Here is a 17,217-nt window from a genome sequence, read left to right as displayed (position 1 = left end):
TTTTGGGAACCCTGATACAGGCAGGTCAGGGATTCCCGCTTTTACATCGCTCGCCGCGACATCGAGTCCGGCGTCAATCGAACCGGGGCCGTTTGGGTAAATGATGCAGGGGCTGATTTTGCCGCCCCGAGTCATATTCCCGAATCTCGGCTTCCAGCCTGTCCAGCATTTTCCCGGGGCTGGGTTCATTGATCAAAATATCGTTGAGGCGTGCCCGCTCGTCAGGGCCACGCTCGCTGTAGATCTTGAGAAACCACCAGACCCGCCGCTGCAAAAGCGGATACTCGACGTGAAATTCCGGTGTACGACTGAGTTTCAGAATCCCGATCTTCAAGGAACTCGCGGGATGACTGACGCTGTTCCATAACTCCAGTTTCTCGGTTGCCTGCTCTTGCGGCACATTTCGCAGCCAAAGATTGGCCGATTGGTCATTACTCTGTTCTCCCAGCCAGATATCGGCGCCTGTTCTGATACGTGCCTGTATCAGCCGCCGGAGGGAGGCCGGATCCGTTATTGGGTTGCCGATAAGATTGCAGCCTGCTCTGAGCTCAATGGATTCTGGAATCGATGTAATTCGATTGTTCGCCAGATTCAATACTTTCCCGGGAATCTCATTGGTGATGCCCTCCGGAAATCTGTCTAACCCGGTATTGGAAAGATCCAGCTCCTGTAACGCAGTCATTGCTTTAAGTGAAGGTGCGACAGAAAGCTCATTGTCACCAAGTTTCAATACTTCCAGTCTCGACGGCCCGTCGTCGGCATTGAGCCCGAAAGGGATTTGTCGTAATCCGGCGCCTGTCAGATCCAGCACACGCAACTCGGTCATCCCGGAAATGTCAGGATCCGTTCGTTGAACTGGCCCCCGAAAGCGCAACGGGCCAGGCAAATTCACCGCTGCCCCTTGTGTGCTACCAAGCCTCAGCACTTGCAGTCTGGTCATGTCCCTCACCGAAAAATCAGCCTGTAAGTCAAAATCCTGCAGGTTCAGTTCTCGTAGACGGGGAAGCCTCGCCAGTTGCCTGGTAAAGCGCGAATCCATATTGAATCTTGAGTAAGTACGTTCATACATAGCGCCATCGAAGGGTCTTCTGGTGATTGACTGGCTTGTGACCGTCAGACTTTCAATGTTTGGAAATTGCGCAAAAAACACGTCAGGGTTCAGCGGTGCATAACCTCTCAAAGTCAAAGCAACGACTGAGTTGAATTTCAATGAAAGCAGTTTGTCGACTGGCCATAGCGTGAGATTGATATCCAGCCTGAAACCCGATAACTGCCCATCTCGATAGACCCGCTGATCAGGCTGACCTTGCCACTTGTATACCTGGCTTAGCCTACCCCACATGGCAAACGCCTCACTGACCTCATGGGACTGTGCAACGCGATTTTGATGGTGCGGGATGCTGATGTGTTTGCTGTCCAACTGAGGAAGCCCAAGCTCAATACGCTTGAGTTCAAGGTCTGCCACGTCCTTGTCATCGAACCTGGCGATGAAGGCATCGGCGTCGAGATCGGTCGTTTCCGGAAGGTATCTTTGGACCTGGGTTCGGGTTGTTGGCTCAACGACCGTACGCGGATACCAAAAGCCACTATCGGCATCACGCAACATGACAGGACCTGGAAGCAACTCGCTCAGCCGTCGGGCACGATGCAATCCAGTCGAAGGATCCACGGCGACAAGAACAAAATCGCCATCGGCCACTTCAACATAGGCGCGCGTCTTGAAAATCCTTAAACCTTCGCTGTTGATTTCGGGAAGAATTGCCCGAGCGCTGACGACGAAGTGGTCCAGCGTCGATTGAGGCGCAGGCAACCGAGCTTCAACAGCGGCTGCGTGAATAATGACTGCCGGAGTCGCGCCAGTGGCATCTGCGTCAACAGCACTGGACGACCCGGCTCGAGGCTGTGGATCACCGACGAAGAATCCTGAACCGGAACCGCTACGGCCGGATGGGCCGAGGAGCGGAACATCCACGTCGGCCGGTCGGGTCGGGCTGGTCGAAGCATCCACTTTCACGTGGGTGCTGCCACCGGTAGGTGGTTTTATTGGCATGTTTTTCATCCTTGAAAAAGTCGCCCTGGCATTCGCGCCAGGGCCTAAGGTGTCGGCATCCGGCCGACATCAACGGAGCGCTGCGCGTTTGTAGGGTTCGCCGAGATGTTTACTTCGGATCAAGCTTGGGACGCTTGGGTAAATGATGCAGGGGCTGGTTTTGCCGGCCCGAGTCATATTCCCGAATCTCGGCTTCCAGCCTGTCCAGCATTTTTCCGGGGCTGGGTTCTGTGAACAGAATGTTGTCGAGCCGTGCCTGCTCACCAGGTCCGCGCTCGCTGTAGATCTTGAGGAACGACCAGACCCGCCGCTGCAAAAGCAGATACTCGGCATGAAATTCCGGTGTTCGACTCAGTTGCTGAATCGCGCCCGTCAGACGCGAGTGAGGACCGAAGCTGTCCCAGAGATTCAGTTTTTCAGTCATCTCCTTTCCCGGCGGCACATTTCGCAGCCAAAGGTTTGCCGACCGGTCATTACTTGCATCTCCCAGCCAGATATCGGTACCCGTTGCGATACGTGCATGGATCAGACGTCGAAGGGAAGACGGATCGGTTATAGGGTTGCCACTGAGCTTGAAGCCGGCTCTGACTTCAATGGATTCAGGAATCGATGTGATTCGGTTGTTCGTCAGATCCAGCACTTTCCCGGGAATCTCGTTGGTGATGCCCTCGGGAAATCTGTCTAGCCCTGCATAGGAAAGCTCCAGCACCTGCAGCGCGGTCATTCCTTCGACTGAAGGCACAACGGAGAGCGGGTTCTGGCTGAGTTTCAATACTTCCAATCGCAACGGCCCGTTATCCGCATCGAGTCCTCGGAGATGGTGTATTGCGTTCTGCTCCAGATCCAGTACCCGCAACCCGGTCATGCCGGCCACCGAAAAATCAGGCGACAGGTTTGCCCTTTGCAGCTTCAACTCTCGTAACCGCGCAAGCCTTGCCAATTCTTCAACATTGCCCGGCTGCACGATGAGCCTCAGGTGGGGATTATCAGAAGACATTGCATATCCGAAAACCACCCTCAGACTTTCAAGATTGGGGAAAGCTGAAAAAACACCGGCCGGAAGAGGCACGCCTAACCTGGTTAGCTCAAGGGAAACGATGGAGTTGAATTGTGTAGAGAGTGGACGATGAGTTGGCCATCCCGACGAACTCGAAGACAGCTTGAAACCCACCGGCCGCTTATCGTGAAAGGCCAGCTCGTCAGGCTCCCCTTGCCACGTGTACAGACGGCGCAACGTGGGACCCAGATCGTTTCCGTAGAACCCGGAGCTGATTTCCCGGTCCAGTTGAACAAGTCCAACCTGGAGTCGTTTGAGCTCCACCTCTGCCGCATCCTTGTCACCGAAATGCACGCGAAAGTGATCGGCTTGTTGATCGGTCGCTTCCGGGAAGTAATTTCGGACCTGCGCTCGGGTAGTTGGCTCGGCGGCGTCGAGCAAGTGCCCAACGTCGCTGCCGCTATCACTGCGCAGTGCCGAACCCGCCGGCAGTGATTCGCTCGACAGCCCGGTTTCTGCCTCCAGCCTTTCCAGCGTTTTCAGGGGACTGGGTTCGTTCTCCATAATGTTCTTGAGCCTGAACTTAACGCCAAGCTCAGCCTTACGGAAGCTGTCGAAAAACCGCCAGACCCGTCGCTGCAAAAGCGGGCGCTCAACGTGAAAATCGGGCGTACGCGCCAGGTCCCAGACGATCTTTCTTGCCACGAACCAATATGAGTCAATGTCAACACTGCCCCAAAGCTGCAAATTTTCAGCGAGTTCCCCTAGCGGCGAATGTCGAAGCCAGGCATTTGGCGAGTTATCTGTATTTTTTTCTCCCAGCCAAATGTCGGAGCCTGTTTTTTTACGAACGTCCATCAGCCGCCGGAGGGTCGCCAGATCCGTGATGGGATTGCCCATGAGATTGAAGCCCGCTCTGATTTCAACGGACTCAGGGATCGAGGTAATACGGTTATTCGAAAGATTCAGCACTTTGCCGGGCATATCGGCCGTGATGCCCTCCGGAAACCTGTCCAGACCGGTGTTGGAAAGGTCCAGCTCCTGCAGCACAGTCCTTACTTTCAGGGAAGGCATCTCAGAAAGCGGATTGTCGCCGAGCTTCAATACCTCCAGCCGTAACGGCCCATTGTCAGCATCAAGCCCGAGTGGGAGCTGTTGTATACCGGTCTGCGTCAGATCCAATACACGCAATTCGGTCATCCCCGTCACGTCGGGGGCCACTTTCAAGAATGCATTATGGTTCAGATCCAGCACCTGCAAGTTCAATCGCCCTGGCAGGCCATTCACTACGCCATTCAGATCCGTCACCCCCTGGATGTTGCCAAGTGCCAGAGCTCGCAGTTCGGTCAGGCCCGTCAGCTGGAACCTGGCAGGCAAATCGCAGTTTTGCAGGTTCAGCTCGCGCAAATGGGGAAGCTTTGCCAGTTCGTGAACAAACCCTGGCTCGATCTTGAGCTTTGATGCAGAGCTAACGCCAGGGAGAGTGGATGGCGAGCCAATCACCGTCAGACTTTCAATGTTGGGAAATTGCTCAGATAACCGGTACGAGTAAAGATCTCCACTCGCTCTGAGGGTCAGCGCGACAACAGAGTTGATTCTTTCCAAGTAAGTAAAAGCGTGTGAACGAGAACCGAAGTCGAGATCCAGCTTGAAACCCAGCAGTCGGTCCCCGCGATAGACACGCTCACCGGGCTCGCCCTGCCACGTGTAAAGCCTGCGTATCCTGCTCACCATTTCCTCGCTGATACCCACGTGCTCACGCTCCAGTTCAGGGCGCGCACGCTCGATCCGCCTCAGCTCCACCTCTGCCACATCCTTGTCGCCAAACCGGGCGATGAAGGCATCAGCGTCCAGGTCGGTCGTCCCCGGCAGGTAACTTCGGACCTGCGCTTGAGTGGCTGGCTTGACGAGCGTACGCTGATACCAAAAACCGCTCTCGACGTTACGCAGCATCACCGGCCCTGGAAGCAGTTCGCTTGGCCGTCGGGCACGATGCAATCCAGTCGCCGGATCTACGGCGACAAGAACGAAAGCGCCATCGGCCACCTCCGCGTAGGTACGATTGTTAAAAACCCTTAAGCCTTCGCCGTCGGCTTCTGGAAGTAACGACCGGGCATTGATGACGTAATCGTCCAGTGTCGGTTGAGGTGCAAGCAAACGCGTTTCGACGGGGGCCGCGTGAATAATGATCGCCGGAGTCGCACGAGTGGCATCTGCCTCGACAGCCCTGGACGATCCGGCTCGCGGCTGCGAATCATCGCGGGAGATCACTGAATCGAAACCGCTGCGACTCAATGGGCCGGCGAGCGGAATGTCCACGTCGGCCGGTCGGGTCGGGCTGGTCGAAGCATCCACTTTCACGTGAGTGCTGCCACCGGCAGGTGGTTTTATTGGCATGTTTTTCATCCTTGAAAAAGTCGCCCCTGGCATTCGTGCAGGGGACGAAGGTGTCGGCATCCTGCCGATTTAAAAGAAGAGCGCACGATAGCGTGCACGAGCATGCAAGGAGAGTGGAAAGGTAGACAGGCGTAGTGGGAAACGACGTCAAGAAGCGTAGGTGTACTCGAGAAGGACGGCAGGATTACGATCAGTTCGTTTGCAAGCTAATCTCCAGCCGCCAGCGGTCATCGACCTGACTGCCGACCCACTTACCCTGCAGCGGCCGTGCTGCCAGCACGGTCAGCAACAGCCCGCCATCACTCGCTCGCGTACGCCAGTTGACGTCCTTGCCATCGAGCTTGAGCTGGCCCTTCTGCGCTCGGCCCTCAGCCTGGAACAGCAGCGCCAGCGTACCGTCGATGATCTCGCCGTGCAGCTTGGGCTCGTTGTTGAACCACACCACCAGCCCGGCGTCCGTGACTTCGATCTGCTGCATCACAGTCGGATCCGGCGTGGTCAGGCGGCCGATCATCAAACCGATCATCAGGCCGACAATCGCCAGCGAACCGATGACTCGCGGGAATAGTTTCGAACGGTTGTCCACAGGCGGCGTAGAATGCCGCTCATCTTTACCTTCGGAGCCGTGCATGTTTCACGTCATCCTTTTTCAACCAGAAATTCCGCCGAATACCGGCAACGTTATCAGGCTGTGCGCCAACAGCGGCTGCCACCTGCATTTGATCGAACCGCTGGGCTTCGAGATGGACGACAAGCGCTTGCGCCGCGCCGGTCTCGACTACCACGAATATGCCACGCTGCAACGTCACGCGGACCTGGCCAGTTGCCTGGAAAGCCTGGGCAACCCGCGATTGTTTGCATTCACCACCAAAGGCTCACGGCCGTTTCATGATGCCGCGTTCGTTCCTGGCGATGCATTCATCTTTGGCCCGGAAAGCCGTGGCCTGCCGCCGGAAGTGCTCGACGCGCTGCCGCCGGAACAGCGCCTGCGCCTGCCAATGCGCGAAGGCTGCCGCAGCCTGAACCTGTCCAACACCGTGGCCGTCGCTGTATACGAAGCCTGGCGCCAGAACGACTTCAAATAACTACACACCTGATCGTTCCCACGCTCTGCGTGGGAACGATCAGCCAAGAAAAAAGCGCCTGTTACGGCGCTTTTTTCGTTTTAGCTCAGACCGTTTATTGAACGGTTGGCGTCTCGCCGCTTTCCTGCATGCGCTGCAGTTCTTGCGCGTACAGAGCGTCGAAGTTCACCGGGGCCAGCATCAGGGCCGGGAACGAACCACGGGTCACCAGGCTGTCCAGGGTTTCGCGCGCGTACGGGAACAGGATGTTCGGGCAGAACGCACCCAGGGTGTGGCTCATCGAAGCCGCATCCAGGTTCTTGATCAGGAAGATACCGGCCTGTTGCACTTCAGCGATGAAGGCGACTTCTTCACCGTTTTTCACGGTGACGGACAGGGTCAGCACGACTTCGTAGAAATCACCTTCCAGTGCTTTCTGGCGAGTGTTCAGATCCAGAGCGACCGCCGGATCCCACTGCTGGCGGAAGATCGCCGGGCTTTTCGGGGCTTCGAAGGACAGGTCGCGTACGTAGATGCGCTGCAAGGAGAATTGCGGTGCGGTTTCTTCTTCGCTGGCTGCAGTGTTCTGTTGGTCAGTCATCTCAGATCCTTATCGATCTTGGGTCTTTTAGGGAGTGCTGTACGTGGGTGCAGCCGTTCAGGCCTTGAGCAGCGCGTCGAGCTTGCCGGCGCGCTCCAAAGCATACAAATCGTCACAACCGCCGATGTGCTTGCTGCCGATCCAGATCTGCGGCACGGACGTACGTCCGGCTTTCTGGGTCATTTCAGCGCGCACCTGCGGCTTGCCATCGACCTTGATCTCTTTGAAGGCCACGCCTTTGTTCTCGAGCAGGTACTTGGCTCGCGAGCAATAAGGGCAGTAATCGCTGGAGTAGACGATGACTTCGCTCATATCACTTCACCAACGGCAGGTTGTCGCCTTTCCAGCTGGAAATCCCGCCGGACAGCTTGGCGGCGGTGAAGCCGGATTTCATCAGTTCGCGGGCGTGGGTACCGGCGGTCTGGCCCAGGGCGTCGACCAGAATGATGGTCTTGGCCTTGTGTTTTTCCAGCTCGGCAACGCGTGCCGCCAGTTTGTCCTGGGGAATGTTCACCGCGCCAACGATGTGGCCAGCAGCAAAATCCTTGGCCGGACGGATGTCCACCACCACGCCTGCATCTTTATTGACCAGTGCGGTCAGCTCGCCGGTGCTCAGGCTTTTACCGCCGCCCTGCATCGTGTGCGCCAGCAACAGAGCCAGCAGTACGACGAAGATACCGACAAGAATGTAGTGGTTAGTGGCAAATTCAATCAGGTGAGCAACCATCGAAGGAGGTTCCAGGGCGTTAAAATGTCGGCCAGTATACACAGCCACTATGGTCGGCCAAACCCCGTCCGGCGGTGACGCGGTCGGAACTTAGCTTTAAACTCCAACTCCCTTTTCCATCGCCCTCTTCTTTATTAGCCACGAGTGGATTCCATGACTACCACGCCTAAACCTTTGGTCCTGATGATTCTCGACGGCTTCGGTCACAGCGACAGCCCCGAATCCAACGCCGTTTTTGCGGCGAAGAAGCCTGTTCTCGATCGCCTGTGGGCCACCGTGCCGAACGGCTTGATCTCGGGCAGCGGCATGGACGTCGGCCTGCCGGACGGCCAGATGGGCAACTCCGAGGTCGGCCACATGAACCTTGGCGCCGGCCGCGTGGTGTATCAGGACTTCACCCGCGTGACCAAAGCGATCCGCGACGGCGAGTTCTTCGAGAACCCGACCATCTGCGCCGCCGTGGATAAAGCCGTGGCCGCCGGCAAAGCCGTGCACTTCATGGGCCTGCTGTCCGATGGCGGCGTGCACAGCCACCAGGACCACCTGATCGCCATGGCCGAACTGGCCTTCAAGCGCGGCGCCGAAAAAATCTACCTGCACGCCTTCCTCGATGGCCGTGACACGCCGCCAAAAAGCGCTGCGTCGTCGATCGAGTTGCTTGACGCAACGTTCCAGGCACTCGGCAAGGGCCGCATCGCCAGCATCATCGGCCGCTACTTCGCCATGGACCGTGACAACCGCTGGGACCGCGTCGCCCAGGCCTACAACCTGATCGTCGACGGCAACAGCGAATTCCACGCCGCCACGGCCCAGGAAGGTCTGGAGGCGGCTTATGCGCGCGGTGAGAGCGACGAATTCGTCAAAGCCACGACCATCGGTGAGCCGGTAAAAGTCGAAGACGGCGACGCCGTGGTGTTCATGAACTTCCGCGCCGACCGTGCCCGCGAACTGACTCGCGTGTTCGTCGAAGACGATTTCAAGGACTTCGAACGCGCACGCCAGCCAAAACTGGCTGGTTTCGTCATGCTGACCCAATACGCAGCGAGCATTCCTGCACCCTCGGCGTTCGCGGCGGGCAGCCTGGAGAACGTTCTCGGCGACTATCTGGCGAAGAACGGCAAAACTCAGCTGCGCATCGCTGAAACCGAGAAATACGCCCACGTGACCTTCTTCTTCTCCGGTGGTCGCGAAGAACCGTTCCCCGGCGAAGAGCGCATCCTGATTCCATCGCCGAAAGTTGCCACCTACGACCTGCAGCCGGAAATGAGCGCACCCGAGGTCACCGACCGCATTGTCGACGCCATTGAAAACCAGCGTTACGACGTGATCGTGGTCAACTACGCCAACGGCGACATGGTCGGCCACAGCGGCGTGTTCGACGCCGCAGTGAAGGCTGTGGAATGCCTCGACACCTGCGTCGGTCGCATTGTCGAAGCGCTGGAGAAGGTAGGTGGCGAAGCGCTGATCACCGCAGACCACGGCAACGTCGAGCAAATGGCCGATGAAGCCACTGGCCAGGCACACACCGCGCACACCACCGAGCCGGTGCCGTTCATTTATGTCGGCAAGCGTGACCTGAAAGTGCGTGAAGGCGGTGTACTGGCGGACGTGGCACCGACCATGCTGATGCTGCTGGGTCTGGAAAAACCGGCGGAAATGACCGGCACTTCGATTCTGGTGTAATTCGCTAGATCAAACACCGCAAAAACCTGTGGGAGCTGGCTGGCCAGCGATAGCGTCTGCTCATTCAACATAGTCGTTGGCTGTCAGATTGCTATCGCTGGCCAGCCAGCTCCCACAATGGTTTTTGGTCGTTTCAGAGATTATTTTTGGCTGTATCTACAGCCAGTTATCACACAGCCCCAATTGGGCGTTTTTTTTGCAGCCTCGGGCGGGCATACTAGGCCGTCCCTTACCCTGGTGCCGCCCGCCCCTATGCTTCGCGTCCTGATCGCCCTTGCTCTGACCTGCCTGCTCCAACCGGCTTTCGCTGACGAGCGCACGCAAACCCAACAACAGTTGGACGCCACGCGTCAGGACATTGCCGAGCTGAAAAAGCTGCTGAGCAAAGTTCAGGAAGAAAAGTCCGGCGTGCAGAAAGAACTCAAGGGCACTGAAACCGAGCTGGGCAAGCTGCAGAAGCAGGTCGACGCGCTGCAGAAAGAACTGCAGAAAAGCGAATCCGAGCTGCAACGACTCGATGCAGAGAAAAAAAAACTCCAGAGCGCGCGCACTGAACAACAGCGACTGATCGCCATTCAGGCCCGAGCGGCCTATCAGAACGGTCGTCAGGAATACCTCAAGCTGCTGCTGAACCAGCAGAATCCCGAGAAATTCGCCCGCACCCTCACCTATTACGATTACCTGAGCCAGGCCCGCCTGGAACAGCTGAAGAACTTCAACGAAACCCTGCGCCAACTGGCCAATGTCGAAAAAGACATTGCCGCCCAGCAGGCGCAATTGCTGGTGCAGAAAAGCAGCCTCGATACCCAGCGCGACGAACTGGAAAAAGTCCGCAAGGAACGCCAGCAGGTGCTCGCCAGACTCAACGATGACGTGAAGGCCCGCGACCAGAAACTCGCCGCCCGCGAGCAGGATCAGGCAGACCTGTCTAAAGTCCTTAAAACCATTGAAGAAACCCTGGCCCGCCAGGCCCGTGAGGCAGAAGAAGCGCGGCAGAAAGCGCTGATCGCCCAGCAGGAAGCAGAAAAAAAGCGTTTGCGTGAGGCGCAGGCTGAAAACAGCGACGCCCCACGAAAACCCGCCAGATCCACTCCCGGCGCACTGGTTTCCAGCAGCGGCGAGACCTTCGGTGGCCCTTTTGCTGCAACCCGGGGAAAACTTCCGTGGCCGGTTGATGGTCGATTATTGGCACGCTTCGGCGAAAGCCGTGGCGACGACGCCCGCACCAAGTGGGACGGCGTGATGATCAGCGCCTCCGCCGGCAGCCAGGTGCACGCCGTACACGGTGGTCGCGTGGTGTTCGCCGACTGGCTGCGCGGTGCCGGGCTGCTGGTGATCCTCGATCACGGCAACGGCTTTCTGAGTCTTTATGGTCACAACCAGACGCTGCTCAAGTCGGCCGGTGACGTGGTTAAAGCCGGTGAGTCCATCTCCACTGTCGGAAACAGTGGCGGCCAGGACACACCAGCGCTGTATTTCGCAATTCGTCAGCAGGGTCACCCGAGTGATCCGGCGCAATGGTGTCGTGCGCAAGGATAAGCGCACCGCCTAATTAAGGAGTTCGTTCGACATGCTGCATTTGTCCCGCCTTACCTCGCTGGCCCTGACGATCGCCCTGGTGATCGGCGCGCCTCTGGCGTTCGCCGCTCAACCGGCCCCGGCCGTCGCTCCGGCAGGCACTGCCGCGACTTCCAAGGCGCCATTGCCGCTGGAAGAGTTGCGCACCTTTGCCGAGGTCATGGACCGGATCAAAGCCGCCTACGTCGAGCCGGTGGACGACAAGACTCTGCTGGAAAACGCGATCAAGGGCATGCTCAGCAACCTTGATCCGCACTCGGCTTATCTTGGCCCTGAAGATTTCACCGAGCTGCAGGAAAGCACCAGCGGTGAGTTCGGCGGCCTGGGCATCGAAGTCGGCGCGGAAGACGGCTTCATCAAAGTTGTCTCGCCTATCGACGACACTCCAGCGTCGAAGGCCGGCATTCAGGCCGGTGACTTCATCGTCAAGATCAACGGCCAGCCAACGCGCGGCCAGACCATGACCGAAGCCGTGGACAAGATGCGCGGCAAGATCGGCCAGAAAATCACTCTGACCCTGGTCCGCGACGGCGGCACGCCGTTCGATGTGACCCTGGCGCGCGCAGTGATTCAGGTGAAGAGCGTCAAGGCGCAATTGCTGGAAACCGGCTATGCGTATATCCGCATCACCCAGTTTCAGGTCAAGACCGGCGAAGAGGTCTCCAAGGCCCTGGCCAAGCTGCGCAAGGACAACGGCAAGAAGCTCAACGGCATCATTCTCGACCTGCGCAACAACCCGGGCGGCGTGTTGCAGGCCGCGGTGGAGGTGGTCGACCACTTCATCACCAAAGGCCTGATCGTCTACACCAAAGGCCGCATCGCCAACTCCGAACTGCGCTTCTCGGCCACCGGCAAAGACGAAAGCGAAGCGGTGCCGATGGTCGTGCTGATCAACGGTGGCAGCGCCTCGGCGTCGGAAATCGTCGCCGGCGCTCTGCAGGATCAGAAACGTGCGGTAGTCATGGGCACCACCAGTTTCGGCAAAGGCTCGGTACAAACCGTGCTGCCGCTGAACAACGACCGCGCACTGAAAATCACCACGGCGCTGTACTTCACGCCGAATGGCCGTTCCATTCAGGCGCAAGGCATCGTTCCGGACATCGAAGTGCGCAAGGCCAAGATCACCAGCGAGGCCGATGGCGATTACTTCAAGGAAGCCGATCTGCAAGGTCACCTGGGCAACGGCAACGGCGGCGCAGACAAGCCGAGCGGTTCCGGCGGCAAGGCCAAGGCCATGCCGCAGGATGACGATTACCAATTGGCCCAGGCCCTGAGCCTGCTCAAAGGGCTGAGCATCACGTCCGGCCGTTGAGGATGTCGCTGCGTTTCGTCTTCGTTCTGTTGTGCTGTCTGGCGGGTGCTGCTCACGCAGAGCCCGCCAGCCCAAAGCCACACAACGCCTACCTGACACTGATCATCGACGACCTGGGGCAGAACCTGCCCCGGGATCGCCGTGTGCTGGCCCTGCCCGGCCCGGTGACCACGGCGATCATGCCGGATACTCCGCACGCCACCGAATTTGCCCGCGAGGCCCATCGCGCCGGCAAGATCGTCATCCTGCACATGCCGATGGACCCGGCCACCGGACCCTATGCATGGCACCCCGAACTGCCCATCGAAGAGCTGGAAAAACGCCTCAATGCCGCATTCAAAATGGTCCCGTACACCGCCGGCATCAATAACCACATGGGCAGCCGCATGACTGCGCAACCCGTGGCCATGGCGTGGCTGATGGGTGAGTTGCAGCGTCGCCACAAGTTCTTCGTCGACAGCCGCACCAGCGCCCAGACCGTGGCCGCACAGCAGGCGCAGAAGATCGATCTGGCCAGTGTCTCGCGGGACGTGTTCCTTGATGACGAACGCACCGAAGCGGCGATCTACACGCAGTTGCAGACCGCGATCGATTTGGCGCGCAAGCAGGGTTCGGCGGTGATGATCGGCCATCCGTATCCGCAAACACTGGCGGTGCTTGAGCGCGAATTGCCGAAGCTGAAGGCTCAGGGCATCGAGTGGATCGATATCAAGCAAATGATCAGCGTGCGCAGCAATCGCGCCATGGTCGGTCATGGTAAAGACGGGGTTTATCGGTAATACCCGGTAACGTTGCTCAATACATAGTTACCGCCAGACACCTGCCCCCTTTCCGGATAGTGAGACCTGCAACAGGTCACGACTGCCTCGAGTCGTCTTCTCACTATCAGGAGTAACCATGACAACCAATACCCCGATCAGCCCGCCTGCCGGGCGAATCGAACCGATCAGAATCGACAACCTGCTGATCAGCTTCACAACAGAATATCTCCGAATCTGGGACACCGACGGCTTACGGGCAAAACCGGCGTCCTTTTGGCACCCCACCCCTGCTCCTGATGCGCTGCCAGGCTATTTCCCCTTGGGCGACGTCGTTGCAAGAGGCCACGGCAATATCAACGGCAACAGAGTGGTAGCAGTCGTTTGCGAAGCTGATACTGCAAGCTCTGATCCCACTAAAGGCAAGGCACTGCGCCGCCCGGACGATTACGAGTTGATCTGGAAGGATTCTGGCTCAGGCTCGAAAAGAGACCTGTCGATCTGGCGACCTATTCCCCCCGAAGGCTATGTAGCCTTGGGATCGGTGTGTTCGAGCGACCACGAAAAACCCTCGTTCAATGCTGTCAGGTGCGTCCGGGAGGACTTGATCATCGCCTCCAATAGCAGCGACCTGGCCTGGGACGACAAGGGCAGTGGCGCTCGCCGGCGCGTCAGTACCTGGAGTGCCGTTCCTCCCGTCGCCGCACCGGGTGAAATCCACCTGGCATCCGGCAGCTTTGTCGGATTGAGCGACTACAACAAACCGGCAAATTTCCCGGTCTACTGCTTGCGCCTGAAGATCGGGCTTCAGGTCAACCCGCGCCCGATGGCACCCTTGCTTTGCGCAGAAACGCCGGCACCTGTGGTTTCGCCGGACAATCCTTCTTACATCGCCATCCTGCCCTGGTTCACGATCAGGGATCCGCGCTTCTCCCGTCTCGAGCAACTCAGCCGCTCGCCCTTCTACCTTCTGGAACGCACGGATCAGTACTTGCTCGTCGGCTACGCCAACAACACCGAGAACCAGAGCCGGATTTGCAGATGGACAGCGCCGCGCGCGCAGCAAGCGGGAAGCCTGCAGGCATTCACCCAAACCACTTCTGTCGAGTTCGGAGCGCAATGGCAGACCAACCTGCAAGACCCACTGCTGTTTTCTGCGCGGCTGGACCATGACTTCACCCAATGTGAAATACACTCGAACGAATGGCTCAACGCAGCGGCGATTGAAGTGGTCGCCGTCGTGGACAAAAACAGGTCCGTGGCAGCTTATCTGATGCAGAGCGAATACCGACTGCTGCGCGCAGACGGCACATCCGTGACCAATACTTTCAGCTACACCGATGGCAGCAGCTTGCACATCAGCCAGCACGCGCCGACGGAGCCTGAGGCCGTTATCCTTCCTGCGCCTGAGCCAGTTGTCGTTGCTGCGCCGGAGCCAGTTGTGGAGCTGATTGCGCAGGCGCCTTTGGCAGACGACGAAGTCAGCGCAGCGCCAGTAGTGCCGGAGCTGCCAGCCGCTACAGATACCGCCCCATGATCTCGTCCACCACACCTTCTTTGCGCAATTGATCCAGCGCGGCCTGAAGCTTGGCGACGACTTCGTCGGAGACATCCTTGTTCAGCGCCAGATACAACTCTGCGCTGTTGAAGCGCAGTACGGTCTTGAGACCGGTGACGCCATCCTGCCGCGCGAGATAACGCCCGGCAGGATCACCCGTGGCCCACAGGTCGATCTGACCATTGACCAGTTTCTTCGCGTTGTCCTGATCGCGCAGCACCACTATCGGTTTCAGACCTTGTTTGGTCAGTGTCTCGGCAATCGCATCGCCTTTGTAGGCACCGATCTTGTACTTGCGTGCGTCATTGAGGGTTTCGAGGGTGATCTTGCTGTCGGCCTTGGCCAACATGATCCAGTCATCCGGACCGATCGGGCCGACCCATTTGAAGAGTTTTTCGCGGTCCGGCAAACGCGCCATCACAAAGGCGCCGTATCCGGGATTCTCCAGTGCCAGTTTGTACACGCGCTCCCAAGGGAAACGCAGGGTCAGGCTGTAGGTGATACCGGCACGCTGGAACACTTCACGCACGATGTCGGTAGCGATGCCATTGATGTTCTCGCCTTGGGCGAAATTCTTGCCGTTCTTCGCCATGTTGTACGGCGGGAAGTTTTCGGTGAGAAGCACCAGATCGGTGTCGGGACTGTTTTCGGCGCGGGCTGTGTTGATGAGCAACATCGAGGCGCTGGCGAGAACAAGAAGCAGGCGTTTGATCATGTCGGGCTACCGGAATCCATGGCGTGCCCAAGAGTGCCTTGGGTGCGCCATGGTGTCCACTGGCCTGTATGGTTTTCGACCCTGACTCCTGAAAAAGCACCCGCACGCGCTGGAAAACCAAAGAAGAAAGAGCGCATGCGAAAGAGCAGTTTTTTGGCGAATCAAACAATCCTGCAGAAGCCACCAACATGAAATAACAAACTGGAAGACGACAGCACTTACAACAAGTCATATAAGCCAAAGCACACCTAGCCACAGAACACATTAAACTAAAAACCACTCCATTAACTTTTCCAACACGATCAAGGATTGATCATGATTAACAAAGCCAGAATACTTTTTGCGTGTTCAGCTATAGCAGTGACACTTCCTCTGATTTCCTGCGCGCGTTTCCCGAATGAAGCACCGGAGGCAATCCTGTTAAGTAACGCGAATGGCGAATTTAATCACTGGAATGGTATTGGCAAGATTTTCAAAGGTGACAGAGCTTACTGCAGTGCGTTCCTGATCGACACTCGCGAAAGGGGCAAAGAAGCAACCGGGCCTGCTTACATAATGACCAACGCGCATTGCACGTCTATAAAAGTCGGCACAACAGCTGATGTTGCCTACCAAGGTCAGATGCAATTCAACTTTTTCCATGACACGCTCGCAGGCGCCAGACGCTATGACATCGACAAGGTCAACTGGGCCAGCTTCGCCAGTACGGATATCGCAATCTTGCAGTTACGCACCTCACTGGACAGCCTGCTAAAAGACGGAATAACCCCGCTCAAACTCGCGGCGGCAGCGCCGCGCAACGTCAGTCAGGTAAACCTGGTAGGCGCGCCAGCCTCTGCGCCGGGCCTTAGGCTTTCGACTTGTACGCAAGAACCGACCCATACCACCCTGATCAAGTATCTTAACGTTCACACCGACTACCAGAAACAAAACTGCAAAGGTATTGAACCTGGTTCCTCAGGTGCTCCGGTGATCGATATGACAACAGGAGAAGTCACCGGCATATTATCCGGCACCACTTATGGCATATCCTCGGACGACTTGTGTTTCTGGCATGGACTGTGTAGCGATAACCTAAACAAATCCTTGCTGCCGCATCAAGCGAGCCAGAGTTTTCCTGTCGACTATCTGACCACTTGTTTCACCAATGGCAACTTCAGCCTCGACAAAGAAACCTGCGCAGTCAGCCCAAACTCAAACTTCAAGCTCAGACTGAATTCAAGAGCAATTACAGATATCGGACTGCACAAAGCACCGGCCAGTGCCGCACAACAAATACCGAAGTGGGATATTTCTTTTTCGATGAGTACCGGGTTCTACCGGTTCAAGACTGTTCGTCATGCACAGGCTTGTTATTCGCCTGACCAATACAGCGACCCAATCAGTACAGTCGATGCGAACCTGCAATCAGAGATTGGCCAGGAAGCCGGCCTGTATTATTTATGTTTGATAGGTGTGAACTCAACCGATCAACAATCCGATAGCGGACTGCTTGGAAACGCCCAGATTCTCGCCGCCAGAGTCGTCACGCCGGTTCCGGTGCAATTACCAGCACCGACGCTCACAGTCGAGCCTGACGGCGATTACCTCTTTATCAAATACCGTGAAGAGGCGGATCGCAATCTCTGGACCCGGATCTACACGGGTCCCGCAGAAACAACCCATTGCGCGCAAATCAATCCCGAGCGCTACAGCAAAGTCGACGACGGGTTTTACATCCCCATACAGGCACTGCCATTGACGCTATGCAGTTATACGATGGATCGAAACCTGAGTG

At 57.4% G+C, this 17,217-nt stretch carries 14 protein-coding genes; 7 read left to right on the top strand and 7 right to left on the bottom strand.

The annotated features are described in order from the left end of the window. Window positions 1-73: 73 nt before the first annotated feature. The 3 genes from M9827_RS00215 to M9827_RS00205 form a co-directional block, all read right to left on the bottom strand. Complete coding sequence (locus tag M9827_RS00215; protein ID WP_250602795.1) at window positions 74-2,050, bottom strand: leucine-rich repeat domain-containing protein; 1,977 nt, start codon at window positions 2,048-2,050, stop codon at window positions 74-76. Between the two features lie 109 nt (window positions 2,051-2,159). Continuing rightward, window positions 2,160-5,444: a leucine-rich repeat domain-containing protein gene (locus M9827_RS00210; protein ID WP_250602794.1), complete on the bottom strand. Its 3,285-nt coding sequence runs from the start codon at window positions 5,442-5,444 to the stop codon at window positions 2,160-2,162. A gap of 190 nt (window positions 5,445-5,634) precedes the next feature. Next, entirely contained in the window at window positions 5,635-6,075 is a 441-nt protein-coding gene (locus M9827_RS00205; RefSeq protein WP_250602793.1) for a hypothetical protein, read from the bottom strand. Here M9827_RS00205 and M9827_RS00200 point away from each other — a divergent pair. Next, window positions 6,074-6,529 carry a tRNA (cytidine(34)-2'-O)-methyltransferase gene (locus M9827_RS00200; protein WP_007909235.1) on the top strand — a complete coding sequence of 152 codons (456 nt, stop codon included), beginning with the start codon at window positions 6,074-6,076 and terminating at the stop codon, window positions 6,527-6,529. The two genes, M9827_RS00205 and M9827_RS00200, sit on opposite strands and share 2 nt — an antisense overlap. 94 nt (window positions 6,530-6,623) lie before the next feature. On the opposite strand, the gene secB is transcribed toward M9827_RS00200, so the two are convergent. The 3 genes from secB to M9827_RS00185 are packed head-to-tail and all read right to left on the bottom strand — an operon-like array spanning window position 6,624 to window position 7,836. Beyond that, window positions 6,624-7,109 (bottom strand): protein-export chaperone SecB, encoded by a 486-nt coding sequence (secB, locus tag M9827_RS00195; RefSeq protein WP_007909233.1) that lies wholly within the window; start codon window positions 7,107-7,109, stop codon window positions 6,624-6,626. A gap of 57 nt (window positions 7,110-7,166) precedes the next feature. Then, window positions 7,167-7,421 carry a glutaredoxin 3 gene (grxC, locus tag M9827_RS00190; RefSeq protein WP_038359971.1) on the bottom strand — a complete coding sequence of 85 codons (255 nt, stop codon included), beginning with the start codon at window positions 7,419-7,421 and terminating at the stop codon, window positions 7,167-7,169. A 1-nt stretch (window position 7,422) separates the two neighbouring features. Then, on the bottom strand, window positions 7,423-7,836 hold the full coding sequence (locus M9827_RS00185; RefSeq protein WP_016986346.1) for a rhodanese-like domain-containing protein: 414 nt from the start codon (window positions 7,834-7,836) through the stop codon (window positions 7,423-7,425). A gap of 153 nt (window positions 7,837-7,989) precedes the next feature. On the opposite strand from M9827_RS00185, the gene gpmI reads away from it, so the two are divergent. From gpmI to M9827_RS00160, 5 genes are all read left to right on the top strand, one after another. Further along, a complete protein-coding gene (gene gpmI, locus M9827_RS00180) occupies window positions 7,990-9,519 on the top strand; it encodes a 2,3-bisphosphoglycerate-independent phosphoglycerate mutase (protein ID WP_250602792.1) in 1,530 nt (509 codons plus the stop codon). 252 nt (window positions 9,520-9,771) lie between these two features. Continuing rightward, window positions 9,772-11,058, top strand: a complete 1,287-nt coding sequence (locus M9827_RS00175; protein WP_250602791.1) for a murein hydrolase activator EnvC family protein — start codon at window positions 9,772-9,774, stop codon at window positions 11,056-11,058. Window positions 11,059-11,089: 31 nt separating this feature from the next. After that, complete coding sequence (locus M9827_RS00170) at window positions 11,090-12,409, top strand: S41 family peptidase (protein WP_007909222.1); 1,320 nt, start codon at window positions 11,090-11,092, stop codon at window positions 12,407-12,409. A gap of 2 nt (window positions 12,410-12,411) precedes the next feature. Beyond that, window positions 12,412-13,188 (top strand): divergent polysaccharide deacetylase family protein, encoded by a 777-nt coding sequence (locus M9827_RS00165; RefSeq protein ID WP_250602790.1) that lies wholly within the window; start codon window positions 12,412-12,414, stop codon window positions 13,186-13,188. Window positions 13,189-13,306: 118 nt separating this feature from the next. After that, window positions 13,307-14,704, top strand: a complete 1,398-nt coding sequence (locus tag M9827_RS00160; RefSeq protein ID WP_250602789.1) for a Vps62-related protein — start codon at window positions 13,307-13,309, stop codon at window positions 14,702-14,704. Here the strand turns inward: M9827_RS00160 and M9827_RS00155 are convergent. Beyond that, entirely contained in the window at window positions 14,685-15,440 is a 756-nt protein-coding gene (locus M9827_RS00155) for a substrate-binding periplasmic protein (RefSeq protein ID WP_093430032.1), read from the bottom strand. The genes M9827_RS00160 and M9827_RS00155 overlap by 20 nt on opposite strands. A 315-nt stretch (window positions 15,441-15,755) precedes the next feature. On the opposite strand from M9827_RS00155, the gene M9827_RS00150 reads away from it, so the two are divergent. Beyond that, window positions 15,756-17,217, top strand: a 1,462-nt coding sequence (locus tag M9827_RS00150) for a trypsin-like serine peptidase (protein ID WP_250602788.1), incomplete at its 3' end; no start/stop codon positions are given.

It is taken from the genome of Pseudomonas sp. AKS31, assembly GCF_023634765.1.
In the GTDB taxonomy this organism is placed as follows: domain Bacteria; phylum Pseudomonadota; class Gammaproteobacteria; order Pseudomonadales; family Pseudomonadaceae; genus Aquipseudomonas.
Note: the sequence above shows the minus strand (reverse complement) of the source record. Positions and strands in the feature narration are given on the sequence as shown.